General features: G+C 70.4%; 16 protein-coding genes. 9 read left to right on the forward strand and 7 right to left on the reverse strand.

Annotated features, from left to right (window positions below; translation table 11 throughout):
• Positions 1-10 precede the first annotated feature (10 nt).
• On the reverse strand, positions 11-853 hold the full coding sequence (locus ACSQ2G_RS17750) for a class I SAM-dependent methyltransferase (protein ID WP_436033125.1): 843 nt from the start codon (positions 851-853) through the stop codon (positions 11-13).
• Between the two features lie 240 nt (positions 854-1,093).
• On the opposite strand from ACSQ2G_RS17750, the gene ACSQ2G_RS17755 reads away from it, so the two are divergent.
• Entirely contained in the window at positions 1,094-1,576 is a 483-nt protein-coding gene (locus ACSQ2G_RS17755) for an Hsp20 family protein (protein WP_436033126.1), read from the forward strand.
• A gap of 89 nt (positions 1,577-1,665) precedes the next feature.
• On the opposite strand, the gene ACSQ2G_RS17760 is transcribed toward ACSQ2G_RS17755, so the two are convergent.
• The 3 genes from ACSQ2G_RS17760 to gpmA form a co-directional block, all read right to left on the reverse strand.
• Positions 1,666-2,928: a pentapeptide repeat-containing protein gene (locus ACSQ2G_RS17760; protein ID WP_436033127.1), complete on the reverse strand. Its 1,263-nt coding sequence runs from the start codon at positions 2,926-2,928 to the stop codon at positions 1,666-1,668.
• 137 nt (positions 2,929-3,065) lie between these two features.
• Entirely contained in the window at positions 3,066-4,325 is a 1,260-nt protein-coding gene (locus ACSQ2G_RS17765; RefSeq protein WP_436033128.1) for a pentapeptide repeat-containing protein, read from the reverse strand.
• Positions 4,326-4,448: 123 nt separating this feature from the next.
• On the reverse strand, positions 4,449-5,162 hold the full coding sequence (gene gpmA / locus ACSQ2G_RS17770) for a 2,3-diphosphoglycerate-dependent phosphoglycerate mutase (protein ID WP_310082588.1): 714 nt from the start codon (positions 5,160-5,162) through the stop codon (positions 4,449-4,451).
• Positions 5,163-5,283: 121 nt separating this feature from the next.
• Between gpmA and ACSQ2G_RS17775 the strand changes: the two genes are divergently transcribed.
• From ACSQ2G_RS17775 to ACSQ2G_RS17790, 4 genes are all read left to right on the forward strand, one after another.
• A complete protein-coding gene (locus tag ACSQ2G_RS17775) occupies positions 5,284-5,526 on the forward strand; it encodes a hypothetical protein (protein WP_436033131.1) in 243 nt (80 codons plus the stop codon).
• On the forward strand, positions 5,523-6,479 hold the full coding sequence (locus ACSQ2G_RS17780) for a KpsF/GutQ family sugar-phosphate isomerase (protein WP_436033132.1): 957 nt from the start codon (positions 5,523-5,525) through the stop codon (positions 6,477-6,479). The genes ACSQ2G_RS17775 and ACSQ2G_RS17780 overlap by 4 nt, the downstream gene beginning before the upstream one ends.
• A 741-nt stretch (positions 6,480-7,220) precedes the next feature.
• On the forward strand, positions 7,221-7,658 hold the full coding sequence (locus ACSQ2G_RS17785) for a MarR family winged helix-turn-helix transcriptional regulator (protein ID WP_310082593.1): 438 nt from the start codon (positions 7,221-7,223) through the stop codon (positions 7,656-7,658).
• Between the two features lie 16 nt (positions 7,659-7,674).
• Positions 7,675-8,805, forward strand: coding sequence for an HPP family protein (locus ACSQ2G_RS17790; RefSeq protein WP_436033135.1), 1,131 nt, complete (start codon positions 7,675-7,677; stop codon positions 8,803-8,805).
• 33 nt (positions 8,806-8,838) lie between these two features.
• Here the strand turns inward: ACSQ2G_RS17790 and upp are convergent, their stop codons facing one another.
• Positions 8,839-9,468: a uracil phosphoribosyltransferase gene (upp, locus tag ACSQ2G_RS17795; protein ID WP_436033137.1), complete on the reverse strand. Its 630-nt coding sequence runs from the start codon at positions 9,466-9,468 to the stop codon at positions 8,839-8,841.
• Between the two features lie 186 nt (positions 9,469-9,654).
• Positions 9,655-10,278 carry a TetR/AcrR family transcriptional regulator gene (locus ACSQ2G_RS17800; protein ID WP_436033139.1) on the reverse strand — a complete coding sequence of 208 codons (624 nt, stop codon included), beginning with the start codon at positions 10,276-10,278 and terminating at the stop codon, positions 9,655-9,657.
• A gap of 101 nt (positions 10,279-10,379) precedes the next feature.
• On the opposite strand from ACSQ2G_RS17800, the gene ACSQ2G_RS17805 reads away from it, so the two are divergent.
• The 4 genes from ACSQ2G_RS17805 (at position 10,380) to ACSQ2G_RS17820 (ending at position 15,604) form a co-directional block, all read left to right on the forward strand.
• Positions 10,380-11,849, forward strand: coding sequence for an efflux transporter outer membrane subunit (locus ACSQ2G_RS17805; protein WP_436033141.1), 1,470 nt, complete (start codon positions 10,380-10,382; stop codon positions 11,847-11,849).
• Positions 11,850-11,916: 67 nt separating this feature from the next.
• Positions 11,917-13,041, forward strand: coding sequence for an HlyD family secretion protein (locus tag ACSQ2G_RS17810; protein WP_436033143.1), 1,125 nt, complete (start codon positions 11,917-11,919; stop codon positions 13,039-13,041).
• Positions 13,042-13,075: 34 nt separating this feature from the next.
• A complete protein-coding gene (locus ACSQ2G_RS17815; RefSeq protein ID WP_436033145.1) occupies positions 13,076-14,659 on the forward strand; it encodes a DHA2 family efflux MFS transporter permease subunit in 1,584 nt (527 codons plus the stop codon).
• A gap of 171 nt (positions 14,660-14,830) precedes the next feature.
• Positions 14,831-15,604: a FadR/GntR family transcriptional regulator gene (locus tag ACSQ2G_RS17820; RefSeq protein WP_310082602.1), complete on the forward strand. Its 774-nt coding sequence runs from the start codon at positions 14,831-14,833 to the stop codon at positions 15,602-15,604.
• Between the two features lie 82 nt (positions 15,605-15,686).
• Here ACSQ2G_RS17820 and ACSQ2G_RS17825 read toward each other — a convergent pair whose 3' ends face one another.
• Positions 15,687-17,708: a transglycosylase domain-containing protein gene (locus tag ACSQ2G_RS17825; RefSeq protein ID WP_436033147.1), complete on the reverse strand. Its 2,022-nt coding sequence runs from the start codon at positions 17,706-17,708 to the stop codon at positions 15,687-15,689.
• Between the last annotated feature and the right edge of the window lie 48 nt (positions 17,709-17,756).

Below are 17,756 nucleotides of genomic sequence, written 5' to 3' on the forward strand. Positions count from 1 at the left end.
GGCCAAGTTTTCAGCCCGGCTTGCGGAAGCGCAGCGTCATGCGGTCGCTTTCACCGATGGCGTCATATTTCGCGCGGTCGAACGCCGGGTCGGCCGGCTGGCCGTCGGGCGCGCTCTGCCGGGTCGGCGGCAGGGTCCAGACGCCGAACGGATGGTCCTTGGTGTCCTTGGGATTGGCGTTGATCTCCGACGTCGCGTCCAGCTTGAAGCCGGCCTTCTCCGCCAGGGCCACCACCGTGGCCGTCGCCAGATAGCCGTCCGCGCCCTTGTCGGTCTCGGACTTGGGATCGGCGCGATGGTCCTCGACCGCCAAGAGGCCGCCGGGCTTCAGCACCGCGAAGAAGTCCGCGAAGATCTTGTCGGCCACGCCCGGCTGGACGGTCCAGTTGTGGACGTTGCGCGCGGTCAGGACCAGGTCGGCCGAACCCGGCGCGCCCAGGGGCCCGGCCACCGGGCCGAAGTTCACGAACCGGACCTTGCCGTACAGGGCCGGATCGGCGAAGCGGGCCTCGAACGCCGCCCGGCCCTTCCTTGCGCCCTCCGAGATCTTCGGATTGGCCAGGTCGGCGACGCCGGCGACATAGGTCCCGCCGGTGGCCTTGGCGTAGGGAGCCAGGATCTCGGTCCAGTAGCCGCCGCCCGGCGACACCTCGATCACCGTCTGCCTGGGCTTCAGGCCCCAGAACACCAGGCTTTCGTAGGGATGGCGCGCCTGGTCGCGAGCGGCGTTGGCGGCGGTGCGATGGGGTGAACTGATGGCGGTCTTCAGGACGGGGTCGTCAGCCAGCGCGGGGGTCGCGGCGAGGCAAAGCGCGGCGGCGACCAGCAACAGGAGGTGGCGGCGGTGGGTCATCGTCGGAACTCTCGAAGGCTTGGCCGGGTTGGGCAGCGCCGACCTTAGCGGTGGCCGAACATCGATCAAGCGATTCACCACCAGGCCGTTCATTCAACCCCTTGAAGTCGAAAAACGGCTCACCACCTTGGTCTCGAAGGCGCTGGAACCCCGGGCCTTCCAGACCATCAGCGACGCCAATCCGGGTCGCCAAAGGTTTGAACAAACTGAACAACCTTGCTTGATGAGAAGGATGTGACCATGCGTACGATCGACCTGTCCCCCCTGTATCGCTCCGTCGTCGGTTTCGACCGGCTGGCCGCCCTGCTGGACGCCGCCGCCTCGAACGAAGCCGCCTCGGGCTATCCCCCCTACAATATCGAGCGCACCGCCGAGAACGCGTACCGCATCGAGATCGCCGTCGCCGGCTTCAAGTCGGAAGAGCTCGGCATCGAGGTGAAGGAAAACCTTCTCACTGTCACCGGCCGCAAGCCGGCCAATGACGAGACCAAGCGCTACCTGCATCGCGGCCTGGCCGAGCGCAACTTCGAGCGGCGCTTCCAGCTGGCCGACTATGTGATCGTGACCGACGCGGCCCTCTCCGACGGCCTGCTGTCGATCTCGCTGAAGCGCGAGCTGCCCGAGGCGCTGAAGCCCCGCACGATCGAGATCAAGTCGGCCGCGCCCCTGATCGAGGGCGAAAAGTTCGAGGGCGACAAGATCGAAGGCGAGAAGGCAGCCTAACACCACCTTCGCGCGTTATCGTATTCCCCCTCTAAACTTTCAGGGCGGCGCATCAGCGCCGCCCTTTTTCTGCCTGGACGCGGACCCGCCTAGGCCGGCGCCAGGTCCAGGCCCTGCACCTGGCTCAGGTCGCACCCGCGCAGGCTGGTCTTGGCCAGGCGGGCGCCGGTGAGGTCCGCGCCGCGCAGGTCGGCGCCGTCGAGCACGGCCTCGCTGAGGTCGGCGCCCTGCATCAACACATAGCGCAGGCGGGCCGCCTTCAGGTCGACCAGCGTCCTGCGTTCCGGTCCCAGCGGCAGGGGCGAGAGGACCGCCTGGCGCAGATCGGCCTTGGTCAGGTTCGCCCCCGCCAGCTTGGCGCCGCGCAGGTCAGCGCCCCGTAGGTTGGCCGTGCGCAGATCGGCGTTGCGCAGGTCCGCGCCCTGCAGCTGGGTTCCCGACAGGTCGATCCCGACCATGCAGGCCCCAGCCGCGCTCATCGCCGTCAGCCGCAGGCCCTTGAGCCGGTCGCCGAGCGGGCGCAGGTCCTCGCCGTCCAGATGAGCGGGCTGGCCCTCCTTGCCGCCGGTCCGGCACCAGGCCTGGTTGGCCAGGCAGCGCTGGTGGATCTCCTCGACGCGGGACAGGGCGCGTTCGGTCGACGCCGTCAGGCAGCCCTGCATGGCCGCGCCGCTGAGGCGGGCGGTGGAGGTGTCGACCCCGGCCATGACCGCGCCGGTCAGGTTGGCTCCTTCGAGATTGGCGCCCCTGACGTCCGCCCCGTCCAGGATGGCGCCGCTGAGATTGGCTTCCTTGAGGTTGGCGCCCGACAGCTTGGCGCCGCGCAGCGAACAGTCGCTGAAGTCGGCCTTGAACCCCGAGACCCCCGCGAACTGCGAGCCGTCCAGGGTCGCGCCCGAGAAGTTGACCTCATCGACCTCGCCGTTGCGGGTTTCGTGGCGAACGGTCTCGAACCCCTTGCGAGGGTGCGGGATGGCCACCTGACCTTCGCGGAAGTCGGCCTGGGTCAGGTCGGCCTGGGACAGGTTGGCGCCGCGCAGGCACGCGCCCCGCAGGTCGGCGCGGACCAGCACGGCCTGGCGAAGGTCGGCCTGGCGAAGGTCGGCGCCGAACAGATTGGCCCGCTCCAGCCGCGTGCGGACCATGCGGCAACCGTCAAGGATGGAGGCGGAGAAGTCGGCGTCGGCCAGGTTGCGGAACGACAGGTCCAGGCCCGACAGGTTCATGAAGCGCAGCGAGGCCCGCTTGCCGCCCTGCTTGCCGGTGACGAACTTTTCGTGCGCCGACACGATCATGTCCAGCTCAGCCTGGCTCAGGCGTCGCCGCCCCGCGATGCTTTGCGCCGCGCTCATGTCCTATGCTTCTCCCCCGAGAAACCCCTTGATCGACCTGGGAAAATACCGGCGCTCGACGAGCGAAGCGTTAAGGCCGCGCGGTTTTGCCGCAACTTTCGCGAACCGGCGCGGAAATTGCCAATGGCGCTGGTTTGCTAGATCACGTCGTCCAGGCCGCGAGCGCCCATGCGGATCGCGCCGGTGACGTCGATGTCCTTGAGCAGGGCGTTGGTGAAGTTGGCGCGCGACAGGTCGGCGCCGCTCAGACAAGCCTGGCGCAGGTCGGCCCGGGCGAAGTCGGCGTTGGTCAGCAGGGCGCCGGTCAGGTCGCTGGGCAGCAGGCGGTCGCGGCCGATCAGCAGCGGACCCAGCTGGGCCTCGCGCAGGTCGGACCCGGCCAACTTGGCGCCCTTGAGCCGGGCTCCGCGCAGATCCGCCCGCCGCAGGTTGCACGAGCGCAGGTCAGCGCCCTCCAGTTGCGCCCCCTGCATCTGGACGCTTTCCATGTCCAGACCGTAAAACACCGCGCCCTTGGCCGACAGGGCCGTCAGGTTAAAGCCGCGCACCGACTTCAGGTTGCGCAGGTCGGCCTTGTCGAACACCGAGGGCGCGCCCTCCGCCCCGCCGGTCTCGCACCAGCGGGCGTGGTCGGCGATCATCTGTTCGTAGGGCATGTCGGACACGTCCTTGCCCGACGCCTTGTCGGTCAGGGCCCCGTCCATGTTGGTGTCGTTGATGTTCCAGGACATGGTCTTGGCGCCGACGAGCACGGCATTGCGCAGGTCGGCCCCGACCAGGTTGGCGCCCGAAAGATCCGCCCCTGCCAGGTTGGCGCCGTTGAAATTGGCCTGCTTGAGATTGGCCCGCACCAGCTTGGCGTCCTTGAGGATCGCATCGCTGAAGTCGGCCTTGGTGGCGATGATGCCCGACAGGCGCGAGCGTTCCAGGTTGGCCCCGGCCAGGATCGCCCCGCTCGCCTGGGCCTCGCGCTGGACCGGTTCGATGATGCGGTAGCCTTCCTTGCGGTCGGCGGCGGCGATCTGGCCTTCGCGGAGGTCGGCCTCGAACAGGTCGGCCCCGGTCAGGTTGGCGCCGCGCAGGCTGGAGCCGCGAAGGTCGGCGCGTCGCATCGAGGCGTCGGTCAGGTCCGAACCCTGCAGGTCGGCGCCGTACAGGGTGGCGTTGTCCAGCTTGGCCTTGCGCAGGTCGCAGCCGACCATCAGGGCGCCGGTGAAATCGGCGTCGCACAGATTACGCCCGGTGACCGACAGCCCCGACAGGTCGCAGAAGGCGAAGACGGCGCGCGCCCCGCCCATCCGGGCCGACCATAGACGGTCGTGCCGGGCGCAGATCATGTCGACGTCGTGTTGCGTCAGGCGCTTGTGCTCTTGGCCTGCCGCGGGAGGGGCGCTCATGGCTGCTCTTGTCGGCTCCCCGAGGGGCTAGGCCTTTACAATGCGCGCCGCCGCATTAACGCTGCGTTTCCAGGCAGTTCGGGACACCGGAGCCGGGTTTGGCCAGGCGTCCCGAACGCCGGATCAGCGGGCCGCCGGCAGCGGCTGGGCCCGGCTTTCGTCGAGGTAGCGCGCGCCGGTCGGCTTCAGGCCGCCGTCCAGGTCGATGACCAGCGGATTGCCGGTCGGGATCTCGACATGGACGATGTCGGCGTCGGGCACGTCGAACAGGTGCTTGACGATGGCGCGCAGCGAGTTGCCGTGCGCCGCCACCAGGATCGTCTCGCCGGCCGCCAGCTTGGGGGCGATGGCTGCCTCCCAGTAGGGCAGCACGCGCACCAGGGTGGTCTTCAGGCTTTCGGTGCTGGGCAGGTCCTGGCCGGCGTAGCGGCGGTCCTTGCTGAAGTCGTACTCGCCGCCGGGCGCCAGTTCCGGCGGCGGGATGTCGTAGGAGCGGCGCCAGATCGTGACCTGCTCCTCGCCGTGCTTCTCGGCGGTCTCGGCCTTGTTCAGCCCGGTCAGGCCGCCGTAGTGGCGCTCGTTCAGCCGCCAGTCCTTGGTCACCGGCACGAAGCTCTGGCTGGCCGCGTCCAGCGCCAGGTTGCAGGTGCGGATGGCCCGGGTCTGGACCGAGGTGAAGGCCTCGTCGATATCGATGCCGGCCGCCTTGATCAGCTCGCCGCCCTTGCGGGCCTGGGCCTCGCCCTCGGCGGTCAGGTCGACGTCCACCCAGCCGGTGAAGCGGTTTTCGAGATTCCATTGGCTCTGGCCGTGGCGCAGCAGGACAAGAACGGGCATCGGACCTCCAGGATGTGACGGTGGCGGGCTAAGCCCCGGCCAGCTCCGCGTCAAGCGCCCGGCCGCTTCCCCGCCCTTCTCTCGCCCTTCTCTCCTCTGGACGACATGCTATAGGCAGGCCATGCCCGATCGCATCTTCATGCCCTTCATGGCGCTCATTGGCCTGGCCCTTGTCGCGCTGTCGCTCGTCTGGCCCCAGGGCTACGGCGACCGCTCGCCGGACCCGTTCGGCTCGGTCCCGATCCAGCAGACGCCGGAAATGAAGGCCAAGATCCAGCGCGAGAAGGACGCGGCGTCCCAGCGCGACCTGCAGGCTCGCCAGCAGATGAGCGACGCCCGCGCCACTGCGGCGGACGTTCCATGAACCCCTTCGACGCGGTCGCCGTCGGCCGGCGGGTCCTGAACGCCGAGGCCGAGGCCCTGGCGCTGCTGTCGGCGTCGCTGGACGAATCGTTCGTTCGCGCCGTCGAGACCCTGTTCGACGCCAAGGGCCGGGTGGTCTGCACCGGGGTCGGCAAGTCCGGCCACGTGGCCCGCAAGATCGCCGCCACCCTGGCCTCGACCGGGTCGCCGGCCATGTTCGTGCACGCCGCCGAGGCCAGCCACGGCGACCTGGGCATGATCGGCCAGGGCGACGTGGTGCTGGCCCTGTCGAAGTCGGGCGAGGCCCGCGAGCTGTCCGACACCCTGGCCTACGCCAAGCGGTTCTCGATCCCGATCATCGCCGTCACCGCCGTGGCCGACAGCCAGTTGGGGCGGGCCGGCGACGTGCTGCTGCGGCTGCCCGATGCGCCGGAGGCGACGTCCGAGGTCAGCGCCCCGACCACCTCGACGACCCTGCAGATGGCCCTGGGCGACGCCCTGGCCGTGGCCCTGCTGGAGCGGCGCGGCTTCACGGCCAGCGACTTCCGCGTCTTCCACCCGGGCGGCAAGCTGGGCGCCATGCTGCGCACGGTCGGCGACCTGATGCATGGCCAGGGCGAACTGCCCCTGACCCGCGAGGACGCCTCGATGTCCGAGGCGCTTCTGGTCATGAGCGAGAAACGCTTCGGCGCGGTCGGGGTGGTCGCTCCGGACGGCGCGCTGAGCGGCCTGATCACCGACGGCGACCTGCGCCGCCACATGGACGGGCTGATGGGCCACCTGGCCGGCGAGGTCATGACCCGCGCGCCCCTGACCATCACGCCCGGCGCCCTGGCGGCCGAGGCGCTGAAGCTGATGAACGAGCGGCGCATCACCGTGCTGTTCGTCGTCGACCAGGGTCGTCCGGTCGGCATCCTGCACGTCCACGACCTGTTGCGCGCCGGGGTGATCTGAGGCCGGGGACATGCCCTTGGGCGTGTCCCCAATCGACGCACGGACAGGCTTGGGGACACGCACAAGTGCATGTCCCCGGCCGGAGGAGCCGGCGGGCTGGGGAGGCGGCGGAGCGTCCGGGGCGCGCCCGGTGTAGGGTTTTGGAGAGTACCGTTTCGACACGTCACGGGCGCTCCGCGCGGCGCGTTTTCCAGAAGCCTTCGGGTCGCGGATTTTTAACCCGCTCCGATGGAGGCCCCCGGCGGGCGGAGGGGCGACGTACCCCGTCCGGACCGCGCGGGCGATTTCAGCCCGCGCCTGGTGCGCTTCGCCGTTCGGCCCCGAAGGGGTGTTCCCGCCGTCCGGTCCGGACCGCCCGAGGCCCTATCCAGGACCCCCACGCTCCGCCGACCGACCCGAAGGGCCCTCCGACGCCGGCCGGCGGACGCTTCCCGCTCGACCGCCCCCGCCGCACGTCGAGGTCGCCGGCCGGACGTCCTCCCCCGCGACGGGGCGAGGACCAGTATGCGGGCGGTTTCGAGCGCGATGCGTCGATTTCACGAATGCTCTTCGGTTCCAGGCGCAAGGCCTTGATTTCGCTGACGTGAAAGCCCGTCCATCCCCGCCGCCCCGCGGGGAAATAGGCCTGCCGCTCGTCCTCGACGCGCGAGGCTATCCCGACCAGCCGACCAAACGTTTCGACGCGGATCTTGCGAAAGCGCCAATATATCGTATTGCGATATTTTCGAGGGGGATCGGCGATTGGGCGGTGAAATTTCCGGCGAGGACGGGCTGACGCGGGCGCAATATGTGGCGCTGGCGGCGTTCCGCTACGAGCTGCGCCGGTTCCTGGCGTTCAGCGAGACCGCCGCCCATGGCGCGGGCCTGCCGGCCCAACAGCACCAGGCGCTGCTGGTGATCGCCGGCTTCGAGGGCGCCGACGCCCCGACCGTGGGGACGCTGGCCGAGCGGCTGCTGGTCGCCCCGCACACCGCCACCGAACTGGTGGCGCGCATGGTCGAGGCCGGCTTGATCGCCAAGACCCCGTCGCGCGAAGATCGCCGCAAGATGCGGCTGGCCCTGACGACCAAGGCCGAGTCGCTGCTGGCGGAACTGAGCGCGGCTCACCTCGAGGAACTGAAATCCCTGGAGCCCGCCCTGACCGCGGCGCTCGCCCGCCTGGGCCGCGACCAGGCCTGACCCGAACCCCGAGATCATGCGAAACATCCTCGTCCAGGCCCTGCGCGGCCGTCAGCCGATCCGTCCCCAGGACCTCCTGCGCTCGGGCCTGGGGGCCCTGATCGGCATTCCCGCCACCGGCCTGCTGGCCCACCTGATCGCCAGCGGCCAACCGTCGGCGGTTCCGCTGCTGGTCCCGCCGATCGGCGCCTCGGCGGTGCTGGCCTTCGCGGTGCCGGCCAGTCCGCTGGCCCAGCCCCGCGCCGTGATCGGCGGCAACATGGTCTCGGCCCTGGCCGGCGTGACCTGCGCCCTGGCCTTCCATCCGCATCCGGTCCTGGCGGCGGCCGCCGCGGTGGCCTGCGCGATCGTCGCCATGGGCCTGCTGGGCTGCCTGCACCCGCCCGGCGGCGCGGTCGCCCTGGGGGCGGCCCTGGTCGCGGGCCCGGTGGGTCCGGCGTCGTACGGCTACGTCTTCGTGCCGGTGGGACTGTGCTCGATCCTGCTGGTGCTGTGCGCCATGGCCTACGCCCGAAGCGTCGGCCGGTCCTATCCCCACCGCGTCCCGCCGCCCGCCAACCTGCACGACACCAAGGACGCCCCGCCCCTGCGCCGGGTCGGCTTCACCCAGGCCGACATCGACAACGCCCTGGCCCACTACGGCGACCTGCTGGACGTCGACCGCGCCGACCTGGACGCCCTGTTCCGCGAGGTCGAACTCCAGGCCCATCGGCGGATCCACGCCCACATCCTGTGCAGCGACATCATGTCCCGCGACGTGCTGAGCGTGGACCTGCACCAGAGCGCCGAGAGCGCCCTGGCCTACATGCGGGCCCACGACCTGCGCAGCGCCCCGGTGATCGACTCCGAGCGCCGGGTGGTCGGCATGGTGCGCCGGGCCGAACTGCAGACCGGCCGGGAAGGCCCGGTCGAGGCGGTGCTGGACCCGTTCGTGCACAAGGTGCGGCCGGGCACGGCGATCGAGGCCCTGCTGCCGATCCTGTCCAGCGGCGTGGCGCACGAGGCCATGGTGGTCGACGAGAACCGCGTACTGCTGGGGATCATCACCCAGACCGATCTGCTGGGCGTGCTCTACCGCGCCCACATCGTCGAGGCCGTGGCGCTGCAACGGGCCGAGGAGTCCGGGGCGATCGATCCGGCGATCTAGGGCGGATCGGCCCTCAAGGTCGACGCTCTAACCTTAGCGGGTGCCGAACGTCCGGTCGCCGGCGTCGCCCAGGCCCGGCACGATGTAGCCGTGGTCGTTCAGCGCGGCGTCCACCGCCGCCGTCCAGATCGGCACGTCGGGATGGGCCGCGCGCAGGGTCTCCACGCCCTGGACCGAGGCCACCAGGCAGACGAAGCGCAGGTCGCTCACGCCCGAGCGCTTGAGCAGGTTCAGGGCCGCCACCGCCGTGTGGCCGGTGGCCAGCATCGGGTCGACCACGATGACCAGGCGGTCGGCGATGTCCTCGGGGGTCTTGTAGTAGTACTCCACCGCCTCCAGCGACGCGGGATCGCGGAACAGGCCGATGTGCGCCACCCGGGCCGAGGGCACTAGGTCCAGCATACCCTCGGCCATGCCCAGGCCCGCCCGCAGGATCGGGGCGAAGACCAGCTTCTTGCCCGAGATCTCCTCGGCCGTGGTCGCGGCCACGGGCGTCTCGATCTCGACCGTGTGGGTCGGCAGGGCCCGGGTGACCTCGTAGCACAGCAGGGTCGCGGTCTCGCGCATCAGGGCGCGGAAGGTCTTGGTCGAGGTCTGCCGATCGCGCATCCGGGTCAGCTTGTGGCGGACCAGGGGGTGGTCGACGATGGTGACGCCTTGCATGGGCCGAGCTTCCGTCTCGCGGGAGGCGGACGGCGCTCCCTTCCCCGAACCCAGTGCCGTCTTAGCGCCGTCTCGCCAAGCGGAAAACGCCTGGAGCATCGCGCGGAAAAGTGGATGCCGGTTTTCCGCAAAAGCGATGCGAAAGCAAAAATCTAGAGCAAGCCGCGCGATTTCGCGCGGCTTGCTCTAGGCGTTCGCGCCATAGGCGGCCAGGAACACCTTGACCGCCGGCAGCACCTCGCGGTCGATCTCCTCCGGCGTCGGCGCGGCCATGGCCTGGCACAGCCGGGCTTTCAGCATCCGGTTCTGGCACAGGCCGATGAACTGGTGCGCGGCGTGGACCGGGTCGTCGATCTCCAGTTGTCCGCTGTCGACGGCCTTCTGCAGGATCGCGCCCAGCAGCTTGGCCCCGCTCCTGGGGCCGGCCTCGTAGAAGGCGTGGCCGATCTCGGGCGTGCGCAGGGCCTCGGCGACGATCACCCTGAAATTGGCCATGCTGAAATCGCTCAGCACGATCGACAGATAGGTGCGCCCGACCTTGGTCAGGGCCTGGCGGATGTCGCCCGGTTCGGACCCGATCTCGAACATGGCGTCGCGCTGCCAGGCGCAGTGGCGCACCACATAGGCGGCGAACAATTCTTCCTTGTTCTTGAAGTAGTTGTAGAGCGTGCCCTTGGACCCGCCGAGCCGGGCGGCGATCATCGACATGGACGCGTTGGCGTAGCCCTCCTCCAGGAACACGTCGCTGGCGACGTCCAGGATGGCTTCACGACGGGCGTCTCGGTCGAGACGCGGTTTCACGTCCTGCATCATTTCTTTTCCTTCGGGAGCCCCTTGATCCCGTCAAGCTCGCGGTTATATCAGCGCCACCATATGACCGTACAGTACGGTCAATTCAAGGTCAGCCGCCGATGTCATCCAACGTCCTGGACAAGCCCCCCGCCTCCAAGTCGCCCGGATCCCACGCGATCGGCGCCACGGTTTCGATCCTGCTGGCCGCCCTGCTGACCAGCGCCTGCGCGACCATGCCGGACGCGGCGCCGGCCCGGGTCGCCAAGGGGCCGGAGGCCTACGCCACGGCCCAGACCCTGGCCGCCTCCGAGGCCGCCGCCTGGCCGGTCGACGCCTGGTGGAAGGCCTATGGCGACGCCCAGCTCGACGCCCTGGTCGACGAAGCCCTGGCCGGTTCGCCCACCCTGGCCCAGGCCCAGGCCCGCCTGCGACGCGCCCAGGCCCTGGCCAACCAGGCCAAGGCCGCCCAGCTGCCCAGCGTCGGCGCCAACGGCGCGGTCGAGCGGTCCAAGCAGAGCTACAACAACGGCATCCCCGCCGACTTCGTGCCCCAGGGCTACAACGATTATGGCCGGCTGAGCCTGGACTTCAGCTGGGAGCTGGACTTCTGGGGCAAGAACCGCGCGGCCGTCGCCGCCGCGACTTCGGAAGCCCGGGCCGCCCAGGCCGACGCGGCCCAGGCCCGGCTGATGCTGGCCACCTCGGTCGCCGCCAGCTACGCCGACCTCGCCCGCCTCTACGCCGAGCGCGACGTGGCCGAGCGGTCGGTGGCCCTGCGGCAGGAAACCCTGAACCTGGTCAGCAACCGGGTGACCAACGGCCTGGATACGCGCGGCGAGCTGCGCCAGGCCGAGGCCGGGCCGCCCAACGCCCGGGCCGAACTGGCCGCCCTCGACGAGCAGATCGCCCAGACCCGCAACGGCCTGGCCGCCCTGCTGGGCGCCGGCCCCGACCGCGGCCTGGCGATCGCCCGTCCCTCGGTCGCCGCCCTCAAGCCGTTCGGCCTGCCCGCCAACCTCGCCGCCGACCTGATCGGCCGCCGCCCCGACGTGGTCGCCGCCAAGTGGCGAGCCGAGGCCGCCAGCAAGCGGATCGGCCAGGCCAAGGCCGCCTTCTATCCGAACGTCAACCTGGCCGCCGCCATCGGCGTGCAGTCGCTGCACCTGGACAAGCTGTTCGACAGCGGCTCGGACGTCGGCAGCGTCGGTCCCGCCGTCAGCCTGCCGATCTTCGAGGGCGGGCGACTGAAGGCCAACCTCCGCGCGGCCGAGGCCGACCGCGACGGCGCGGTGGCCGCCTACGACTCGGCCGTCACCCAGGCCTTGCGCGACGTGGCCGACGTGGCCGCCAGCGAGCGGGCCCTGAGCACCCGGCTCAGCGAGAGCCGCGCCGCCCTGGCCGCCAGCGAGGACGGCTTCCGCATCGCCAAGCTGCGCTACCGGGGCGGGCTGTCGACCTACCAGAACGTGCTGATCGCCGAACAGGCGGTGCTGTCGCAGCGCCGGATCGTCGCCGACCTGGAAAGCCGCGCCCTGACCCTGGACGTCGCCCTGGTGCGCGCCCTGGGCGGCGGCTTCGTCCCCGGCTGATCCAAGCCTGATTTCCAGTCCGAACCCTTCCCGTCCCTTCGTCTTCGCGCCTCCAGGATCTTCCGCCATGGCCGACACCGCCTCCCCCGCCAAGCTCGCCAAGCCCAACGGCAATCGTCGACAACTGCTGACCGGCCTGGCCGTCGTGGTCGTCATCGGCGTCGTGCTGTGGGTGCTCTACGCCGTCCTGATCGGCTCGCGCCACGTCGAGACCGACAACGCCTATGTCGGCGCCGAGGTCGCCCAGGTGACGCCGCTGATCAGCGGGCCGGTCGCCAAGGTGCTGGTCTCCGAGACCCAGACCGTGACCGCCGGCCAGCCGCTGGTGGTGATCGACGACGCCGACGCCCGGATCGCCGTCCTCGCCGCCCAGGCCGCCCTGGGCCAGGCCCAGCGCAAGGTTCAGGGCTATTTCGCCAGCGACGACGCCCTGGCCGGCCAGGTGGCGGCCCGCGAGGCCGACATCGCCCGCGCCGCCGCCGCCGTGACCGGCGCCCAGGCCAGCCTGGAGCAGGCGCGGATCGAACTGTCGCGGCGCAAGGCCCTGTCGGACTCCGGCGCGGTGTCCGGCGAGGAGCTGACCACCGCCCAGAGCCAGTACACCAACGCCCAGTCGGCCTTGATCGAGGCCCGCGCCGCCCTGGCCCAGGCCAAGGCCAGCCGGACCGCCGCCGCGGGCAACCGCGAGGTCAACACCGCCCTGATCTCCGGCCTGCCCGCCAACAAGAACCCGGAAGTCGCCGCCGCCGAGGCCCGTCTGGCCAGCGCCCAGCTGGCCCTGGACCGCACCGTGCTGCGCGCGCCGCTGGCCGGGGTGGTGTCCAAGAAGAACGTCCAGGTCGGCCAGCAGGTCCAGGTCGGCGCGCCGCTGATGGCCATCGTCCCGACGACCAACGCCTATGTCGACGCCAACTTCAAGGAAGTGCAGCTGGACAAGGTCCATATCGGCCAGCCGGTGACCCTGACCTCCGACCTCTACGGCCACGGCGTGAAGTTCCACGGCCGGGTGACCGGCCTGTCGGGCGGCACCGGCTCGGCCTTCTCGCTGATCCCGGCCCAGAACGCCTCGGGCAACTGGATCAAGGTGGTCCAGCGCCTGCCCGTCCGCATCGCCCTCGACCCGGCCGAGCTGAAGGACCATCCGCTGCGCGTGGGCCTGTCGATGAAGGCCGCCATCGACATCTCCAAGTAGCCCGCGCCCGTAAGCCCCCGCAAGGAAGCGTCGCATGGCCGACCCGGACTCCTCCCCCGCAGCGCCCGCCGCGCCGGCCCAGCCGGCCGGCCCGGCGCCGATGACCGGCATGCTGCTGGGCGTCACCTCGATCGCCCTGGCGCTGGGCACCTTCATGCAGGTGCTCGACAGCACCATCGCCAACGTCTCGATCCCGACCATCGCCGGCAATCTGGGGGTCAGTTCCAACCAGGGCACCTGGGTGATCACCTCGTTCGCCGTGGCCAACGGCGTGTCGGTGCCGCTGACCGGCTGGCTGATGGGCCGCTACGGCGTGGTCAAGACCTTCATCGTCTCGGTGCTGCTGTTCACCCTGGCCTCGTTCCTGTGCGGGATCTCCTGGAACCTGCCGTCGCTGATCGGCTTCCGGGTGCTGCAGGGCCTGGTCTCGGGCCCGATGATCCCCGGCTCCCAGGCCCTGCTGATCATGATCTTCCCGCCCAACAAGCGCGGCACCGCCCTGGCCATCTGGTCGATGACCACCCTGGTGGCGCCGATTTGCGGCCCGATCCTGGGCGGCTACATCTCCGACAACCTGGCCTGGCCGTGGATCTTCCTGATCAACGTGCCGGTCGGCCTGATCTGCGCCTTCCTGTGCTGGCGCGGCATGGCCTCGCGCGAGACCCCGACCCGCAAGGCGCCGATCGACACCACCGGCTTCATGCTGCTGCTGGTCTGGGTGGGCGCGCTGCAGGTGATGCTCGACACCGGCAAGGACGTCGACTGGTTCAACTCCACGGCCATCGTCGTCGAGGCGGTGGTGGCGGTGGTCGGCTTCGCGGCCTGGGTGATCTGGGAACTGAACGACAAGCACCCGATCGTCGATTTGTCGCTGTTCAAGTCGCGCAACTTCGCCCTGGGCACAGTGGCCCTGTGCCTGGGCTATGCGGTGTTCTTCGGCAGCAACCTGTTGCAGCCGCTGTGGCTGCAGACCCGGATGGGCTACATCGCCACCTGGGCCGGGCTGGTGGCCGCGCCCAGCGGGGTGGTCGCCGTGGTCCTGACCCCGTTCGCGGCCCGGCTGATGCAGAGGGTCGACGCCCGCTGGACCGCCAGCCTGTCGATGGTCGCCTTCGCCCTGTCGTTCTTCATGCGCTCGGAGTTCACCCCCGACGTCGACTTCAAGGCCCTGGTCTGGCCGATGCTGGTGCAGGGGGTGGCGATGAGCACCTTCTTCATCTCGATGGTCACCATTTCGCTGAACGGCGTGCCGCCCCAGCAATTGCCGTCGGCCTCGGGCCTGTCGAACTTCTCGCGGATCACCGCCGGCAGCTTCGCCGCCTCCCTGACCACCACGGTCTGGGACCGCAGCGAGTCGCTGCACCAGACCCGGCTGGCCGAGACCATGGGCGCCACCGACCCGGCCTGGCTGCAGGCGGTGGAGCGTCTGCAGGCGGTGGGACTGAGCCACGCCCAGGCGGTCGGGGCGGTGACCAACCAGGTCGTCAACCAGGCCTATCTGCTGGCCACGGTCGACTTTTTCCGCGCCTCGGCCTGGCTGACGGTGCTGCTGATCCCCTGCATCTGGCTGACCAACAAGGCGATGAGCGGCGGCGGCGCCCCGCCCCCGGCGGACTGAGATTATCGCGTTCAGCGCCGTGCTTGGTCCTCGTCCTTCGACAAGCTCAGGATGAGGACCATTTCACAGGCCGCGCAGTAAGACCTCATCCTGAGCTTGTCGAAGGACGAGGTCTTCGCTTCCGCCGCGTCGCCGCTTAGGATAGCGCCGTCGAGAGGGTTGAAGACGAAAATGACGACGACGGCGGCCGCCAATCCCCTGCGCCTCTACCAGCGCGTGGCCGCGGACATCGGCCAGGCCATCGCCGACGGCCGTCACCAGCCAGGCCAGCGCCTGGCCTCCGAACGCGACCTGGCCGAGGCGTTCGGGGTCAGCCGCCCCACCATCCGCCGCGCGGTGATCGCCCTGGAGATGCGCGGCCTGCTGGAGGCCCGGCAGGGCTCGGGCGTCTATGTCCGCGCCGGGGGTCAGCCGGCCCCACCGCCGCGCGACCTGGACATCGGGGCCTTCGACCAGGCCGAAGCCCGCCGCCTGTTCGAGGGCGAGGCCGCCGCCCTGGCCGCCACCCTGATCACCGACGAGGAGCTGGCCTATCTGGAGACCCTGGTCGCCGAGATGAACAGCGACAAGTCGACCAAGGAACAGTCCGAGCTGGCCGACCGCCAGTTCCACATCACCATCGCCCAGGCCACCCGCAACAGCGCCATCGTCCGCGTGGTCGAGAACACCTGGGACCTGCGCTACAAGTCGCGCCTGTGCATGCAGATGCTGGAAAAGGCCCGGCACGTACGCAAGCGGCCGCTGAACGACGAGCACCAGGACATCATCGAGTCCCTGCGCACCCGCGACCCCAAGGCCGCCCGCGCCGCCATGCAGACCCACCTGGGCGGGCTGATCGAGAACCTGCTGCTGACCGCCGAGCTGGAGGCGATGGAACAGACCCGCGAGCGCCTGGCCAGCAAGCGCGAGGAGATCGCGCTGCGGGCCGCCAGCGCGGCGAAATAGGCGCGCACGTACCGAAACCACCCCCTTCGTTGTCATCCCGGACAGCCTCTGCGAGGCTTCCGGGATGACAACCTGTTGTGGCTTAGCCCGCCGGCCGATCCGCCGCCGGGGCCCCCGGCGCGGCGGGGACCGCGATGACGGGGGCGGCCGGAGCGGCGGGCGGGGCGTCGGACGCGGGCGCCGCGCCGTCGGCCGGCGGCGGGACCTCGCCCTCCGGCGGAACCGCGCCCTCGGCCAGCGTGCCGTCCGGGTTCAGCAGTGTCGGGTCCTCGGCCGCCGAGACGGCGTCGTCGCCCTCGGGCTCGGCGACCCGGGGCGCGTCGCGGTTCACGGCGTAGGTGGCGACGCTCTTCCAGATCTTGGCCGGCAGGCCGCCGCCGACCACCCCGTTCATCGCGCTGTTGTCGTCGTTGCCGACCCAGACGCCGATCACCAGGTCGCCGACATAGCCGACGAACAGGGCGTCGCGGTAATCCTGGCTGGTGCCGGTCTTGCCGAAGGCGCCGGGGATCGCCGCCTCGATGCCGGTGCCGCGCTGGGTGGCCGAGCGCAGCAGGTCGCGCATGCCGGCCAGTTCCGTCTTGCCCAGCGGCTTGACGCCGGCGGGCTTCTTCCAGTCGGCCAGGCCGTGAGGGACCACCGGCGCCTCGCCGGCGTCGATCGCCGCATAGGCCGCCGTCAGCCGCACCAGGCTCATCGGGCCGGTGCCCAGGGCCAGGGTCAGGTCGTTGGGGATCGGGTCGGTGACGCCCAGGTCGCGGGCGGTGCGCACGATCGCGTCGCGGCCGATGTCGTGGGCCAGGCGCACGGCCGCCACGTTGGACGAGGCGGCGAAGGCGGTGATCAGCGGCACCTCGCGCCCGGCGTACTTGCCCTCGTGGTTCTTGGGCGTCCAGCCGCTGACCTGGACCGGCGCGTCGAGGATCGGGCTGGTCGGGGTCATGCCCTGGCGGATCGCCGCCAGGTAGACGAACAGCTTGAAGGCCGAGCCCGGCGGGCGCTGGGCGTCGGCGCGGTTGAACTGGCTGAGCTTGTAGTCGCGGCCGCCGACCATGGCCACGATCCGGCCGTCGGTGCGCATGGCCACGATGGCCCCCTGGGTGACGTTCAGCGCCTTGCCGTCGCGGGCGATCGCCTGGTCGAGGATCTTCTCGGCCTGGGCCTGCAGCTTGGGGTCCAGGGTGGTGCGCACCACCGTCTCGCCATAGGTGTTCTCGAACACCGCCTTGGCCTGGGGGAACACCCAGTCGGCGAAGTAGGAGCCGACCGGCAGCTTGGGCCGGCCCGTCTGGACATGGACCTGCTGGACCGCGCGGTCGGCCTGGACCTTCGTGATCACCCCGGTGTCGACCATGGCGCCCAGCACGGTCTTCATCCGCGTCTTGGCGCCGTCGAAGTTCTCGGTCGGGGCCCAGCGGGACGGGGCCTTGACCAGGCCCGCCAGCATCGCCGCCTCGCCCACCGACAATTGCTGCGGCGTCTTGTCGAAATAGTGCCGGGCGGCCGCGCCCAGGCCGAACGTGCCGTCGCCGAAATAGACCGACGACAGGTAGCGCGACAGGATCTCGTCCTTGGACAGCCGGGCGTCCAGGTAGAGGGCGATCAGCACCTCCTGGATCTTGCGGCGGAAGGTGCGCTTGTTGGAAAGGAAGGCGTGCTTGGCCAGTTGCTGGGTGATGGTCGAGCCGCCCTCGGACACCCCGCCCGCCTTGGCGTTGGCGCCCACGGCCCGCAGGATCGCCTTGGGGTCCACGCCGATGTGCTTGTAGAACCGCCGGTCCTCGATGGCGATGAAGGCGCCCGGCACGTAGGCGGGCAGCTTGGCCACATCGACCGGCGCTTCCTTGTAGGAGCCTCGACGAGCGATCGGCGAGCCGTCGGCGGCCACGATCACCAGGGTGGGGTTGGCCAGGGGCTCCAGCGCCCGGCCCAGCGGCAGGGACCACAGCAGCGAGGCGACGAAGGCGATCACGGCCAGCACCACCGCCGCCGCGCCGCCGATCAGCCAGGGCCGGCGCTTCCAGACCGGCGGCTTGGCCCGCGGCGCGGGCGGGGCCTCCGGCGGCGTCGGGTCGGCGGGGGCGAGGTCGGCGGCGTCGGACATTCGGGTCGCACTCGTTCGGGCGAAAGGTCGCCAGGATGAGCGCGGCAA

It is taken from the genome of Caulobacter sp. LjRoot300, assembly GCF_964253875.1.
In the GTDB taxonomy this organism is placed as follows: domain Bacteria; phylum Pseudomonadota; class Alphaproteobacteria; order Caulobacterales; family Caulobacteraceae; genus Caulobacter.